The sequence below is a fragment of the Pseudocnuella soli genome (assembly GCF_004347775.1).
Taxonomy (GTDB): domain Bacteria; phylum Bacteroidota; class Bacteroidia; order Chitinophagales; family Chitinophagaceae; genus Flavisolibacter; species Flavisolibacter aquaticus.
Window position 1 is genome coordinate 4,173,564 of the sequence record NZ_CP037755.1, and the last position, 15,684, is coordinate 4,189,247.

14 protein-coding genes are annotated in these 15,684 nt (G+C 48.0%); 3 read left to right on the plus strand and 11 right to left on the minus strand.

Annotation, left to right across the window (positions count from 1 at the left end):
• The first annotated feature begins 88 nt into the window (after positions 1-88).
• On the plus strand, positions 89-478 hold the full coding sequence (locus EPD17_RS17170) for a hypothetical protein (RefSeq protein WP_132055773.1): 390 nt from the start codon (positions 89-91) through the stop codon (positions 476-478).
• Between the two features lie 24 nt (positions 479-502).
• Here the strand turns inward: EPD17_RS17170 and EPD17_RS17175 are convergent, their stop codons facing one another.
• Positions 503-1,177, minus strand: a complete 675-nt coding sequence (locus EPD17_RS17175) for a hypothetical protein (protein WP_132055774.1) — start codon at positions 1,175-1,177, stop codon at positions 503-505.
• A 158-nt stretch (positions 1,178-1,335) separates the two neighbouring features.
• Between EPD17_RS17175 and EPD17_RS17180 the strand changes: the two genes are divergently transcribed.
• Positions 1,336-3,504, plus strand: coding sequence for a S9 family peptidase (locus EPD17_RS17180; RefSeq protein ID WP_132055775.1), 2,169 nt, complete (start codon positions 1,336-1,338; stop codon positions 3,502-3,504).
• A 560-nt stretch (positions 3,505-4,064) separates the two neighbouring features.
• Positions 4,065-7,466 (plus strand): beta strand repeat-containing protein, encoded by a 3,402-nt coding sequence (locus EPD17_RS17185; RefSeq protein ID WP_132055776.1) that lies wholly within the window; start codon positions 4,065-4,067, stop codon positions 7,464-7,466.
• 78 nt (positions 7,467-7,544) lie between these two features.
• Here EPD17_RS17185 and EPD17_RS17190 read toward each other — a convergent pair whose 3' ends face one another.
• The 10 genes from EPD17_RS17190 to xylA form a co-directional block, all read right to left on the minus strand.
• Positions 7,545-8,456, minus strand: coding sequence for an alpha/beta fold hydrolase (locus tag EPD17_RS17190; protein ID WP_204743213.1), 912 nt, complete (start codon positions 8,454-8,456; stop codon positions 7,545-7,547).
• A 57-nt stretch (positions 8,457-8,513) separates the two neighbouring features.
• Complete coding sequence (locus tag EPD17_RS17195; RefSeq protein WP_165929643.1) at positions 8,514-9,107, minus strand: Crp/Fnr family transcriptional regulator; 594 nt, start codon at positions 9,105-9,107, stop codon at positions 8,514-8,516.
• Between the two features lie 170 nt (positions 9,108-9,277).
• Positions 9,278-9,703, minus strand: coding sequence for a nuclear transport factor 2 family protein (locus EPD17_RS17200; RefSeq protein ID WP_132055779.1), 426 nt, complete (start codon positions 9,701-9,703; stop codon positions 9,278-9,280).
• 139 nt (positions 9,704-9,842) lie between these two features.
• The gene (locus tag EPD17_RS17205) at positions 9,843-10,193 is read right to left on the minus strand and encodes a DUF2200 domain-containing protein (protein ID WP_132055780.1); all 351 of its coding nucleotides are present in this window, start codon (positions 10,191-10,193) and stop codon (positions 9,843-9,845) included.
• Positions 10,194-10,304: 111 nt separating this feature from the next.
• A complete protein-coding gene (locus EPD17_RS17210; RefSeq protein WP_132055781.1) occupies positions 10,305-10,802 on the minus strand; it encodes a hypothetical protein in 498 nt (165 codons plus the stop codon).
• 44 nt (positions 10,803-10,846) lie between these two features.
• Positions 10,847-11,248: a DUF3592 domain-containing protein gene (locus EPD17_RS17215; RefSeq protein ID WP_132055782.1), complete on the minus strand. Its 402-nt coding sequence runs from the start codon at positions 11,246-11,248 to the stop codon at positions 10,847-10,849.
• Positions 11,239-11,679 (minus strand): DUF3592 domain-containing protein, encoded by a 441-nt coding sequence (locus EPD17_RS17220; protein ID WP_132055783.1) that lies wholly within the window; start codon positions 11,677-11,679, stop codon positions 11,239-11,241. The genes EPD17_RS17215 and EPD17_RS17220 overlap by 10 nt, the downstream gene beginning before the upstream one ends.
• Positions 11,680-11,787: 108 nt before the next feature.
• Complete coding sequence (locus EPD17_RS17225; RefSeq protein WP_132055784.1) at positions 11,788-12,135, minus strand: nuclear transport factor 2 family protein; 348 nt, start codon at positions 12,133-12,135, stop codon at positions 11,788-11,790.
• 98 nt (positions 12,136-12,233) lie between these two features.
• Positions 12,234-14,210: a hypothetical protein gene (locus tag EPD17_RS17230; protein ID WP_132055785.1), complete on the minus strand. Its 1,977-nt coding sequence runs from the start codon at positions 14,208-14,210 to the stop codon at positions 12,234-12,236.
• A 139-nt stretch (positions 14,211-14,349) separates the two neighbouring features.
• Entirely contained in the window at positions 14,350-15,678 is a 1,329-nt protein-coding gene (xylA, locus tag EPD17_RS17235) for a xylose isomerase (protein WP_132055786.1), read from the minus strand.
• Positions 15,679-15,684 lie beyond the last annotated feature (6 nt).

A 15,684-nucleotide genomic window follows, 5' to 3' on the forward strand; every position in this document is an offset into this window, starting at 1 on the left:
GCCCGTTTCTTTTATACAGCATCATGGCATTGCCTCCCAGTGCCCGCAGGTGCGGCATTGGGGTGTACATTTACCCAAACCCCTTACCATGAAATGGATTCCGATGGCCGCCCTGCTCCTGCTGGGTTGCGGCATGGAACGCGGCAGTGGATACAATAAATTTCTGGAGCCTGCCAACGCGGTGCAGATCGTTGTGTTCAATGGCGGCGACACGCTGTATTTTGATACAAAAGATACCACCGGTGTCCAGATTTTGGTGGAACAGGTTACGGGCAACTCCAATCCATACAAAGACACCTGCGCAGCCGAAGGCTACCTACGGTACATGAATGACAGCACCCTGCTACTGCAGGCCCGGTTTTCGGCCAACGGGTGCCGCTATATTGCTTATCAAAACGACGGGTACTCATTTGCACACCGCCTGAATGAACGGGCGGCCAACCTGTTGCAAAAGGTGGTGCAACAAGCGAAAAATTAAGACGCAGTTGGATAAAAACCACCGCTAGCGTAGCTGGAAAAACAACATCGGAAACTCTTTTGGGTCAAGGTCAATAGTGCCATTTGCCCCGTTGCGGTATTTTATTTTACCACCAATCAGCAACGATTGCACCAGTTGCTGGTTGATCGGCTGTTGCCAAACAAGCTTTTGCCGGATGTCGTAATTGCCTTCGCATGGCGTGTCATTCAAATTAAAGAACCGCGAATGCAGTACCATGGCATAAGTTCCGGCTTCGCTTCCGGTAAAGGCGGCCTGGCTCAGCAGCCGGCTGTTCAGGCTGTCCTGCAAAAATGAAACGTAAAAAAGGTCAATTCCGTTAGCCGGAGCCGCTGCGTTCAAACCACCCACATTCGCCACTCCTTTAAAAACGCCATTGACCGGAACGGCATTAACACCTTTTGCCAAGCTATCCACGATTTTGATGAAGTAAAACGACATATTACCCTGCAACCGGCGCAGTTCGGCGGTCTGCAGCGGCAGCCCATTAAACGTCGCGTAAGGAATATCCTGAACCAGGCGGATAGTGTCGCCAATGGCGTACACGGCGGCAGGATTTTGCATTTGCACCGTTCCATCGCCAATGTATTCAATCCGCGGCAGGCAGTCGAATTTGCTGCAACTGGTGCGGCAAAACAACAATACACAACCGGCAAGCACTGCGGGCATGGTCCATTTCATAAACATAAATATAGCTATTCGGCTACACGGCTGCGCTTGATTTCCAGGGAAGCGGCCTGCCCCTGCAAACGGCCAGCGGTGGCGAAAACGGAAGGTTAAACTCCCGTGGCTTTGCGCCGATTTGCCTACATTTAAGCCCTAAAAATTTACCACATCACATGAGAAGCACCTGGATGCTATTGTTGTTGTTGCCCCTGTTTACGCTGGCGCAAAACAAGAAGATCACCTTAGATGATATTTACAAAAAGGGCACTTTCCGTGCCGAGGCCGTCCGGGGTTTTGCACCGCCGGCCGACAGCCTTTTTGACCCCAAAGATGTAAAAGACGAAACGGGCAAAGCCCTCGACACCCGCGACTTTGAAGCCAGCGCCGATAAAAAGCGCATTCTGTTTTTCAACGGCCGCGAACCCATTTACCGCCGCTCTTCTAAAAGCAACGCATACCTGTACGATGCAGCCACCAAAAAAACGGTGCGCCTTTCCGAAGGCAAAGTGCTGCATCCCTCCTTTTCGCCCGACGGCAGCAAGGTGGCGTATGTGTTCGACAACAATTTGTACCTCTATGATATTGCCTCCGGCAAAACCACCGCGGTAACTATCGATGGCAAATGGAACCACATCATCAACGGTAATGCAGACTGGGTTTATGAAGAAGAATTTTCGTTTAGCCAGGCGTACCAGTGGAGCCCGGCCGGCAGCTACATTGCTTATTACAAGTTTGATGAAAGCGGCGTGAAGGAGTTCAACATGACGATGTACGACAACAGCTACAACAAAGACTACCGCTACAAATACCCCAAGGCCGGCGAAGCCAACTCCAAAGTAAGTATCCACGTGTACAACGTGGCCAACGGACAGCAGGTGCCGGCGCATTTCGAGCAGGGCGATATTTACATTCCCCGCATCAAGTGGACGCAGAACGACAGCAAGCTGGTGGTGTACTGGATGAACCGCCAACAAAACAACCTGAAGCTCCTGCTGACCGATGCCGCCACCGGCACCGCCACACCGCTGTACGAAGAAACCAACAAGTACTATGTAGACATCAACGATGATTGGTGGTTTTTGAAAGACGGCAAAGCCTTCCTGTTTGGCTCCGAAAAAGACGGCTACTACCAACTGTACCGCTACAGCCTTGATGGCAAGCAAAAAGTGCAGCTGACCAAGGGCAAATATGATATTGCCGACGTATCGGGTGTGGACGAAAAGGCAAGGCTGGTGTACTTTACGGCGGCCTATCCTACGCCAATGGACCGCAACCTGTTTGTAACTGATTTTGACGGTAAAAAAACAACGCAGCTTACCAACGGCACCGGCTGGCACCGCGTGGAGCTGAACGCCGATTTTACGCAGTTTTACGACTACTACTCCAACATCAACACGCCGCAAACCGCCACGCTGTACGACCTCAAAAAATCGGGCAGCAGTGTGACTGCGGTGAAAAATAAAGTGGCCGGTGAAAACACCCAATTGAAGTCAGTGCTGGCCGATTATGCCATGGGCAAAGCAGAATTCATCCGCGTACCCAACTCAAAAGGCGATACGTTGAATGGCTGGATGCTGAAGCCCGCCGATTTTGACCCTGCAAAAAAATATCCTGTGCTGTTTTGCAACTATGGCGGCCCCGGCTCGCAGCAGGTGGCCAACCGCTTTGGCGCCGCATCGATGTGGCACCAGATGCTGGCGCAAAACGGCGTGATTGTGGTGAGCGTGGACAATACCGGCACGGGTTTCCGCGGCGAAGAGTTTAAAAAGAAAACCTACCTGAAACTGGGCCAGCTGGAAATTGAAGACCAGATTGATGCTGCAAAATACCTGGCGAAACAATCATACATCGACGGCAACCGCATTGGTCACTGGGGCTGGAGCTTTGGCGGCTTTATGAGCTCGTTGGCCATTACCAAAGGTGCTGATGTGTTTAAGGCAGCCGTGGCTGTGGCCCCTGTTACCGACTGGCGTTTTTACGACAATATTTACACCGAACGGTTTATGCGTACCCCACAGGAAAACCCTAAGGGCTACCAGGAAACCGCACCGGTAAACTTTACCGACCGCATCAAGGGCAAATACCTGATCATTCACGGCACAGCCGATGACAATGTGCATTTTCAAAATGCTGCGCAAATGATCACAGCGCTGGTAAAATCGAATATTGATTTTGAAAGTGCTTACTACCCCAATAAAAACCACGGCATCTCGGGCGGGGTAGACAATACCTCGTACCACCTGTGGAGCAAAATGACGAACTGGATCTACCAGAACCTGCGCGACAACCCCGCTCCTGTTGGCGGCGCTGCCGGCACACAGGCCGATAAGAAGGCATTTTAATTAATGCCATGTTTTTATAGAAAAGGCTTCCGGTTTCGGAAGCCTTTTTTGTTGCAGTTATTTCAGATTTAAGTATTTATAGAATGAGCAATTTTATTTCGAACCGCTTTTGAAAGAGTCAGCAAATTGGATAAACTAACCTAGCCAGTTTGATAAAACTGAACGTAAACAGCAACAAGAAAAAATTGCGCGACACATAAAAAAACGAATAATAAATCGGCCCCTACAGCATCTCGGGATCAACAGCAAAGGGGACGTGTGGCGTTTGCCAAGAAAAAAGTTTGACCACTATTACATTTCAAAAATATAATATACTTTAGTTGCGAGCCCTTACCGGTTGCCCTGTCCATAATCCCATTTCAACCAAACACAACATCATTTTAGTTTAACTAAATCGCCGTCTTTATTAGAAGCATTCAATGAATGCTTCATTACGCATTTATGCGCTCTTCCTAATCCCTTCCCTACCAACGCCTGCACCCTACTGAAAAACCGATCCTTCCGGCCCTGTTACGCTACGTTCTATTACTCTATCTATAACGCTAAAAACTCCTCCTTTTATGAGAAAATTTACGTTTTGCGTTCTATGGCTCTTGTTTACTTCATTAGCAGCCATAGGACAAACTACCCTTGTTTCTTTTAGCAGCACATGGAAATACCTAGAAGACGGCAGCAAGCCAAAGGGAGATTGGAAGGCTGGCACATATAACGATGCAAACTGGAAAACCGGCAAAGGCGCATTTGGATACAATGCACCTGGCCTAAACACCATTGTAAGCTATGGCAACGACAAGAAAAACAAACATGTCGTTACCTATTTCAGGAAGATCATCAACATCTCCGACCCGGCCATGTATCAGGAGTTTTCGGCCCAGATCGTACGCAGGGAAATAAACGGGGTTGCTGTTTTTGTAAACGGAGAAGAAGTATACCGGAAAACTGTTTCGAACGGCGGCGGCAATGGAAAGGGTGACGAAGAGGACGCAGGCCGCATCTTGACGGAGCAATTTGCCATCAATAAAATGCTATTGAGAAAAGGCGATAACATCATTGCTGTTGAAGTAACGCTGAAAAGCAAACGCACTTCTTCAATGATCTTCGACCTGCAGATGACCGCCAAACTGGCTCCGCCGCCGGTAAATACACCGCCAGCAGTTTTGAGCATAAACAGGCAAAATCCAACGGGTCAGCTAACGAATGCAACATCGGTCACTTTCCGAATCAACTTTTCTGAAGCAGTGTCCGGTGTTGACGCTGCTGATTTTACAGTAAAAACAGTCTCGGGCAATGCAACCGGAACGCCAACTTCGGTTGTGGCAGTGGGCTCCGACGGCAAAACTTATGACATCACAGTTGGGTCTGTTTCGGGGTCCGGCACATTACGGCTTGACCTGAATAGCAGTGGCACCGGCATCAAAGATGCAGGAGGCGCAGCGCTTCCCGGCGGGTTTACAAATGGTCAAACTTATACGGTAGATCTATCAGCACCGGCTGCTACCAGCATCAACCGCGGCGAACCAGCTTCGGAAACCACAACTGTCACCCAGGTTTCCTTTAATGTGGTGTTTAGTGAAAAAGTAACCGGCGTAGATGCAACTGATTTCACCATTGCTGGTACGGCCACTGGTGTGATCGGCGCAAACGCGGTAACGCCGGTAGGCTCGGAAGGCACAACCTACAAAGTGGTGGTCAGCCAAATTACCGGCACCGGCACATTGCGGCTCGACCTCAAAGGTGCTGGAACCGGCATTACCGATGCTGCTGGCAATGCGATTAGCGGCGGCTTCAACTCCGGTCAGAGTTATACAATTGTGGCTGCTGATGTAACTCCTCCTGTGGTGAGTGGCATAGTGCGGCAGTCGCCCCTTGAACAAAACACTTCTGCCACCACGGTAAGCTTTGGCGTTACCTTCTCCGAAGGTGTGAGTGGTGTTGACGCTACTGATTTCACCTTAAGCACCGGCGGAACCGCGCAGGGCAGCATCCAATCAGTGTCGGGCAGTGGCAGCAGCTACGTGGTAACGGTGGGCAGCATATCGGGCAGCGGCAGCCTTGGCCTTAGTGTGAAGGCTAGCGGCACGGGCATTACCGATGGTGCAGGCAATGGGCTCAGTGGCGGCTTCAGTGGTGGTGAAACCTATAATGTATCGCCTGCTGATGTAACGGCGCCAACAGTCACCAGCATCAACCGCCAAACACCGGCTGACGAAACGACGAACGCCAATTCTGTAATCTTTGGTGTTACATTCTCCGAACCGGTTACAGGCGTAGATGTTTCGGACTTCAGCCTTACTGCGGGTGGCACCGTACAAGGTACCGTGGCAAACGTATCGGGCTCTGGCACTTCTTATGCCGTTACGGTAAACAACATTTCGGGCTCGGGCACACTCCGCCTTGATGTGAAAGCTTCAGGCACCGGCATTACCGACGGCGCAGGCAATGCGATTAGCGGCGGCTTTACAGGCGGTCAAACTTATAATATCAATCCGCCGCAGACGGTGTATGGTTTCTCCAGCGTAACACCGCTGAGCAATATTCCGATCAATGGCGACACGCAGGCCAAGCCACAAGGCAAAACATGGTTCTATGCAGGAAAATGGTGGACTGTGATTTCGCCGGCCGAAGGCGGCACCCGCCTGTATCGCCTCGATGGCACCACCTGGACCGATGTGCGTACCATCTTTAACCTGGGTGGCCGTGCAGACACATGGGTAACGGGCAACCTGGTTCATGTACTGCTGTATCGCGGCACCACAGCTTCGCAACTGATCACGCTTGATTACAATGCCGCTACCGAAACATATGTTCCTTGGGCCCAACGCCCCGGCACTACGCCGATTACCCTCCCTGCCGGGTCGGAAACGGCAACGCTTACCATCGATGGCGCCGGCCGCATCTGGATGGCTGCAGCAGGCACAACCGAGGTATATGTTTGGTATACCGATGCTCCATATACCGTCTGGAGTGCGCCAATAACTTTGGCTACTGGCATTAACGACGACGATATTTGCGCCATCACCCGGCTGCCCGGTAAAATTGGGCTGCTTTGGTCGAACCAAACCACGGGCCGCTTTGGCTTCCGTACGCATGTCGACGGAACAGACCCCACCGTTTGGACCGCCGATGAAATACCTGCGCAACAGTCGCTCATCCCAGGCAGCATAGAAATGGCCGATGATCATTTGAATATCGTAGTAGCGGCCGACGGCACATTGTACGCGGCAGTTAAAACAGGCTATGACCTGGCAGATGGTGCAAACCTGCCCTTACTTGGACTGCTTGTACGGCGTCCGAACGGTAATTGGGATCCGCTTTATACGGTAACCACTACAAGCGAAGGCGGTGGCGGCTCTGCCGACAACTCCGGCACGCAGGCAATAGCATTGCTGAACGAAACACTTGGTAAAATAAAAGTTGTGTACACAACCGTATCCAACGGCGGAAGCATTGTGTACAAAGAAAGCCCGATCGCAGCGATTTCTTTTGGCCAGGCCAAAACCTTGATCGAGGCTACAGGCACCCTGTACAACTTTGCATCAAGCACACACCAGGCTTACCATCCAGAGGTGGTGATCGTGGCAACAAAACTCAATACCAGCCCCGCTGCTAACGAAGTAGTGAGTGTATTAGCTTCCGATGCACCGATCATTCTGCCAGGCATGGGTCAGCGCTCAACACCGCCAATGGTAATGCGGGCCGACAACCTGCAAACAAATAACGCTGCTGGCGAAGTACAGGCTTACCCGGTACCGGCACGGCGTGGTGTAGCCATTACGGTGAGGGCTGGTGGCAACGGCATTGCGGAAGCATTGCTGTCTGACGCCGGCGGCCGGATCGTTACCAGAATGCGGTTTACCGGAACAACCACTTTGAGCACCAGTAACCTCAACTCAGGTGTGTATACACTTACGGTAGTGGAGCAGGGCAAAAAGCAAACCCGCAAAGTGATGATTACTGAATAAAATAGGGTTTAGGTATAGCACAAGGGCTGCTTCAATTTGAAGCGGCCCTTTTTTTATACCTGATTTTACCAAGCCAGATCAAATAACAATCATATCATAATGCTGCTGCAATACAGTTGTATAATCAGCCGGGTTATGCAACCACGGAATATGCCCGCAGTTGTTGATCCAGTGCACGGTTGCGGTGGGATAGCGATGAAGCACAAAGCTTTTACTGGCGCTATAAATATCACGGTCGCCGTATACAATGGTGATCTTAAAATGCGGCGCCGGCTGCCGTTGCAGCAAGGGATATTTCAGGATCTGCGGCCGTGTTTTGTTGATGGGTGCTGCACGCAACAAACCAAAGTTTTTACTGGCGCCATTTGTGCCGATGAAGCCATCGCTGTAGTTGTGCATTACCTGCGTAAACAAGCGGGCATAAGCGCTGTTGCTGCCCAGCATGCCCAGCAAATTGTTCCATCCCATTTTCGCCCACTGCCACGGGGTACATTTCGACCGGTTCAACTGCATCACTTCCCTTTCGGTTTGCTGCCATTCGCTGCCGGTGCCTGAGCCGGGACAACACAAGAATAAACTCAATAGATTTTCGCCATGTTGCTGCGCATAGATCTGCGCATACAAGCCGCCCCAGGAGTGGCCCCATAAATGAAACCTGTTGATGCCAAAATGTTTGCGGATGGCCTCAATATCGCTGATATAGGCATCCATCGAATAATCCTTGCTGGGGCACGGCGAAGCCCCGGTTCCGCGTTGGTGAAAGGTAACCACCTGGTAACGATCTTTTAATACCGATGCCACTTCCACCAGGTCGTCGGGGAAGCCGGGGCCGCCGTGCAGCAGCATAATGGTTTGCTTGCCGTCATTCGGATAGATGGTGGTGAATAGCTGGTCGCCGTTATTATCAACGATAAAAGTTTGTTTGGGTTGGCTGCCTCCTGCTTCGTATTTAACCGCAACAACCGGCGTTGCCTGGATTTCCTGATTCATGTGTGCCTGCATATTTGGATGCACCAAAATTGCAGCACAAAAAAAGCGACGCCGTTATCATTTGATAAAATCGTTGCTGCGGGCAAGCTCGTGCCGCAGCCTGCTGAACGACACATGGGTGATGCCGAGGTAAGAAGCGATCACGTGGTGCGGCACGCTATTTTCGAGGTTGGGAAACTGTTGCCGCATGGCCAGCAACCGTTGCCGCGCAGTGGAGGCACGCCATGCTGCTTCGGCGTGCAGGGCTGCAACCAGTGCACCTTCCAGCACCCGTTGGCCAAAAGCCCTGAACTCTGGATACTCCGTTCTTAATGCATCCAGTGCAGTCACCGGTATTTCGGCGGCAACAACATCGGTCAGTGCCTGCAGGCTGAACAAACTTTTGCCCCGGTGTGTTCGGGCAAAATGCGGGGTAACTACGGCCGGCGCCACAAAAAAACCGGTGGTTACCGGGCTGCTGCCCTCCCGTTCGATAAAACGTTGCGCAATGCCGGACAAGATGATGTATTCTTTGTCGTTCTTTTTACCTGCGGTAAAAACAGTTGTTGACTTGGGCCATTCCGCCAACGTTCCATGTTCCCAAAACAGTTGTTGTGCCGTAGTCGAGCCAATGCCTAAATCAAACAATATGTCGGTGTATTTTTTTAGCATCCTGCAGCTGGGACGGCTACAATTTAGGCAAAGCCTGGATGAAATAACCTGATATTGTCTGTTTGCATACAACAGAAAGTAATCATTTATAAATGCTGATCAACACCAACAAAAAAAGGAGCCTGCAGGGCTCCCATTTTTTATGAATCATTTTAAAATATACGCCAAACTTATGATGCCTGAAATGCCAGCTGCTCTTCTGCAATAGGCTCCTTTATGGTGGGCGTTCCGTTGTATGTTTTGCTTACAATCAGCCACTGGCCACCGTCTTTTACCAACTGGAAATAGTTGGTGTAATCGTTGCCATAACAGGCTTCCTGCACCATTTCCACACTGGCTGCATTACCGGCCAGCTGAATGCTGGTGATGGTACACTGGTGCGGTTCGCCAGTTTTGGCGGGTGGCTCGTTGGCTTCAATGTAAGCATACAGCGCATCGATGGGCGCCACAATAGTTTGCCCGCCGCTACTGCCATACATCATGGCCTGCGCATGAAACGCCGAACGCATGAGGGCAACATTGCCGGTTTGGCAACCTGCTGCATACTTGTTGACGACCTGTGTGATGGCGGAAAGCTCGGTGTTGCGGGGATTCATGGTTGTAGATTTTGAAGTGACTGAATGCAGTTTTCATGCAGGCTTCAAAAGGACCAAAAATGTTTGCATCCGTAGGGGCGAACCATTAAGTTAGGCAATACCGCTGCGGGATGCAAGCCCTAAAAAAGGCGCCAGTCCGCTATTGGCGCAGGATCTTTTCCATTTTTCTCCCCTTCGCCAGTTCATCCACCAGTTTATCGAGGTAGCGTACTTTGCGCATTAGTTCGTCTTCAATTTCTTCAATACGGTAACCGCAAATAACACCGGTAATTTGTGATGCTGCTGGGTTGAGCTGCGGTGCCTGCGCAAAAAATATTTCAAAGTCCACTTTGTTGTCTATTTGCTGTTGCAAAGTTGGCCCGTCGTACCCGGTGAGCCAGCAGATAACGGTGTCCACTTCTTCTTTGGTGCGGCCTTTCTTTTCGGCCTTGTTGATGTAATGCGGATACACACTGGCAAACGCCATTTTAAAAACCCTTGTGTTGTTCATAAAGCAAATACAGTTTATTGATTTGGGGAACAAACCCCGTTTGTAAAATCACACCAATAATGGCAGTTACCCTGCGCTATTCATTGCCCACATTTGGTTTAGTCATTGAACCTACCTGTTGAACAATTTATCCAAATCTTTTTGGGTAAACACAATATGATTTTTTTTGGTGGAGAACAAAATGGCTGGTGCCGTTAGTTTAGGATAATGCTGCACATGCACCAGTTCATCACCCAGTTTGAAAATTTTTTCCAGCTTTTTATTTTTCCGGTTTTCGGGCAAAAAAAAGGCACTGAGCTGTTCGTATAAACGCCCTGTTGTATTGTCTATGCCGCTGTAGCTGATGCTGAAATATTGGGTCACGTTCATGCCCCTGTTGTTTTGCAGCTTTTGATCGTCTTGCAGGTACAGGAGGTAAGTAGTATCGGACCGGCCGGCCAAATACTTAAGGCTGGCTTTTGTGTTGGATAGCCATTTAACCTCGCCAACAGTGGTCCAGTTGGCTTTGGAGGCTTCTAGTTCCGCTAACTGTGCATGGGAAAGCATACAGGCAAAAACACCCACCAACAACGCTATGATCGTTTTAAAATATACCGGGAAGGGGCGCATACTTACAGGTGCTTTTTTGCGGTTAATAAAATGAGTTGCTGCTATTACAAAAACCCGTTGAGGCTGGCGCACAATACTGCCACCAGGGCAAAAAACAAAAAACTAACCAGTATTGCAAGCGGAACCCTTCGACCAAATTGCACTTTATAATTTTGGGGTTGTTGGGGCAGGTACCTGAGTGGAATGACCGAGCCCTTTTCACGCCGGGTAGCACCTACATGCACTACCGATTGCGGTGCGCCATGTAGGGTTTGGTATTGCAGCGAGGTAACATAATAAACGCCACCTTTCAGGCCGCGCTTTTGTTCGCAATGCTGCACGGTGGCCGTGGTGCTTTCGGAGTGGCGCATAAATGCCCTTAGCCTTTTCCATTGCACCAGCACCAGCAGCAGGGGAACTGCTGAAAGGGCCACAATGATGATGGAGGCCATTGCTGCTACTTCCATGGTGGCTTAAATGAATAGGTGATATCCTGGTCTTTCACCATCAGGTGAATTTGATATGCTGCGTAGATAACAAAAAGAAACAGCAGTATGGTAAACACGAGCATAAACAGCTCACCCTTGCTGCCCGGCACCGCATGTTTTTGCGGCTCCTTTGGCAGGTAGTAAACTTCAAATGTATCGCTGCGTTTGTGTTTGCCCACTTTTGTGCTGAACTGCCCCGCGTAATATTGGGTTGCAAATGTGGGCTGGTAAATAAAACATACCCTATCGTAACTGGCGCCTTTGGTTTGCCGCACTGTTTGAATGCTGCTGATCTGCGCCCTTGTTTTGGAACCTTCGCGAAGGATTTTGCGGTAACGTTTCCATTTGACCAAAAACACCACCAGTGGCAGGGCACCGGCGGCAATGAGCAGGATATAAACAAAGATCATGTACACCCTATTTTAGTGGTTCATTACTACAGGGTACAGCAAGGTTGTTGATGTTTTCGAAGGTGGGGATATGGCTTTAAATATACAATCCCACCTGCGCAACTGCAACTACGCTTTGATGACAAATGCTTTTAAAGCAGCCATCTTTCCATCCCGGAAGCGCCATACATCGCAGTAATGGTAATGGATCATTTCGCCCCTTTCGTTCTTCATGCTGATCTCGCCAATAGCGGTTACAAAATCGCCTTCGGCAATTAGTTGCGCCACGTTAAATGTGGGCGGTTCGATGTATGCTTTGGCCATGTATTGCCGCACGGCTTCTTTGCCTTTAAGTGTTTGGTCGCCTACAAAGGTCCATTCGGTGTCTTCGGTGCAGTGGGCCAGGAAGCCTTCGTAGTTGGCTTTTTTGATTTCGGCGTTGGCGGTTTCGAGGATGGTTTTGTTGGGGGTGGGCATGGGTGAATTCTTAAGTAGTCAAAAGCTTTTGAATTTGAAAAAAGCAGAGGCCTAATAATTCCTATGTGATTAATAATTCTGAATATTTTACGGCTAAACTAAGCCGAACTATATTCCCTCTTCTCATTTTCCAACTTGCTCCAAATAAGTAAATCATCATCCATCTTTAAAATCGCCAAAACCATCAACTTTAAGTATGTAAAATAGGCATACTCATGTTTATGGATTTCATCAGGATTAGCTTGCGTTCCATGTAAATACTTATTCCTTAAATCTAGGCCATTTGTGAACTTACTTCTGTTAAGGAAGTAGGTGAAATACTCTTGTTCGGGCTTTGAAAACAATGTATTTCCATAAGTAATAATATTTTCCTTAGCCATTCGTTGGACCTCTTGTTGAAAAGTCAGAGGATAGTGAAATAAAGAAGCAAATTCATTTTCATATAGGTCCTTTAAAATTAGAAGCCTTTGATAATTTGTGATCTCAATTAATCGATTGTCGTTAATAGTGATAAAACCCTTTTCTATTAAGTAGTTTACCTCTGGTATTTGATGTTCATCATAACTATCAAATGACACTTCCTCATTCGCAAGCAAGTCAAAGAATGATTGATAAAGACTTTCTTTATATCGATCAACATATGCAAGAAGAGTTTGGTCCGAGAAAAACAAATTGCAGCAACTCATTGCCTCTTTGTTCCCTTCGTTGAAATAAACGTATTTATTTTCGTTTAAACTAGGAATATCTTCGATCGTTGTTGGCGAAGAAGACATTTGCATAAGTTCAAAATCAATCTCACCGTCCTCTACAAAAAGCTTGAATTGTTTTAATACAGATTCAAGCTCTGGCGCTAGTATTCTTATTCTTTCAAAATAAGAATTTGTAGTGGCCAAAGTAATTCGGGCATTTTCAGCAAAGTGGTACCTTTCTTTAAAGGCAATTGTAAAAACATGATGTAAAATCTTCTCGACTGATATATTCAAGTTATCCAAGGCAGTGTTATAGCCATGGATTTGAACATAGGACGTCATCTCAGCTAATGAAAACGCTGTAGTCTTCCAATACTCTTTTCTTGATCGGAGACCCATAAAACGCTCAATCACCCCCGTGTCACTTTTCTTACTAAGTAGGTTTATTCGGTTTTGCTCATCGAGGTATTCAAATAGATATTTGAAATAGCAGAATAAAAGAAACGGATCATTGTTTTTTTCGATAAAATCTAAGCTGTATATACAATGGAGCACACGATCATCGTCAAAGTAAGCTTCCTTAATGTTGTTTGTTTCTGAGCGGAAGCTAACCTCAACACCATACCTAATGCCCTCATTGGTTGCGAAAAATTTTTCGGTTTTGCTTTTGTATAATCGCTTTGCTTTTAAACGTGTTTTATCTGTTATTCTAAAATCTTCTCTTTTACCTAGGTCCTTTATTAATTTGATAAAATTATAATTAGCATCCTCATAATCTAGGTAGGTCGAAATAATATGCTCCTTATCTGCAATAGACAAATTGCTGGGAAAATATTTTTCGACTCTGCGATTATTATCTTGAACCTCATAATTAGATAGCAAAATCTCAGCAGATTTCGAATAACTTAGTAAAAATGCTCTAATTTCTTTTTTATAATAATCAACGAGACTTCTGTGGTTTAAAATCACGTCAATCAAGTGAGGCTCATTTAACAAAAGGTCATTAAATGTTTCTTTTGATATCCTTTTATAGGCTTGTTGATTATTAATCAACTCCCAAAACGAATTGAGATACCCTTGCAATATATTTTTATATGACTCAACTAAGTTTTCGTCGTTGATCGTTGCAATAAATACCCCAATAATCTTTCCATATCCTGCTATTCTCTTACTGAAAAAAGAAATGTCTTCGTCAGTCCAACTTTTTAAATATATTTTTTGATCGAAGTACTGCTTAACATTGTAAAGTTCTAAGATGTCGTTGATGTCTAAATAGGTAGGTTGGAGTTCCTTTTTTAGAATTTCTTCAATTTTTGATAGATAAATCCCATTTACTAAATCACCTTTTGAGTGAAATATGATTCTACCAAAGTCATGTTTACGCATTTGAATAAAGCTATTCTTGCAAAAAGTGATATCTGTTTAGCTCTCTTTAACCAAGTTAACTTAATTACACATTGCTCCTTAAAACAAAAAGGGGACTACATTGCTGCAGCCCCTCTTTGCCATTTTACCTTTCATTAACCTAGATATAGCGATTGATCAGGTTCTCCATATATTCCTGGCGGCCGCTGCGGATCTCGGGTTCACCGTTTTCTACAGCGTATGCACGCAGGTCTTCCAGCGACAGTTTGCCGGCTTCAAACTCGGCACCTTTACCGCTGTCGAACGAAGCATAGCGCTCCTCGCGGATCTTTTTGTAATCCGACTTTTGCAGGATCGCATCAGCAGTTACCAGTGCACGGGCAAAAGTGTCCATGCCACCGATGTGTGCATAAAACAGGTCGGCTGCATCGGTTGAGTTGCGGCGGATCTTGGCGTCGAAGTTTACACCACCACCTTGCAGGCCACCGGCCTCCAGGATGATCAGCATGGCTTCGGTCAGTTCATTGATGTCGTTGGGGAACTGGTCGGTATCCCAGCCGTTCTGGTAGTCGCCGCGGTTAGCGTCGATCGAACCCAGCACACCTGCATCGGCAGCCACCTGCAGCTCGTGCTGGAAGGTGTGGCCCGCCAGCGTGGCGTGGTTTACTTCAATGTTTATTTTAAAGTCGTTCAGCAGGTCGTACTGACGGAGGAAACCAATAACGGTAGCACAGTCGTAATCGTACTGGTGCTTGGTAGGCTCCATGGGCTTGGGCTCGATAAAGAACGTGCCTTTAAAGCCTTGCTTGCGGGCATAATCTTTAGCGGTGTGCAGGAAGCGGGCCAGGTGTTCCTGCTCACGCTTCATGTTGGTGTTCAGCAGGCTCATGTAGCCTTCGCGGCCACCCCAGAACACGTAGTTCTCGCCACCCAGAGCAATGGTTGCATCCAGGGCCGCTTTCACTTGTGCGGCACCGTGAGCCAGCACATGAAAATCGGGGTTCGTAGAAGCACCGTTCATATAGCGCTGGTGCGAAAACAGGTTGGCAGTGCCCCACAGCAGTTTCACGCCGCTTTCTTTTTGCTTTTGCTGCGCATACTCCACCATGGCTTGCAGGCGGCGGTCGTTCTCGGCAATGTCGTTGCCGTATTCTACCACGTCCACATCATGAAAACAGTAATAAGGCAGGTTCAGCTTGGTAAGGAATTCGAAAGCTGCATCCATCTTCTTTTTAGCACGGCTAACGGCATCGGCGCCTTCGTTCCATGCAAACTGGTGGGTGCCCACGCCAAAGGGATCAGACCCGTCGTTGGAAAAAGAATGCCAGTAAGCGCCTGCAAACTTGAAGTGCTCCTTCATGGTTTTGCCCGCAACCACTTGGTTTTCGTCGTACCAACGGAATGCCAGCGGGTTGTCGCTGTCGCGGCCTTCAAACTTGATCTGCTCAATACCCTTAAAGTATTGCTGATCGCCTGTTATTACGTTCATGGATAA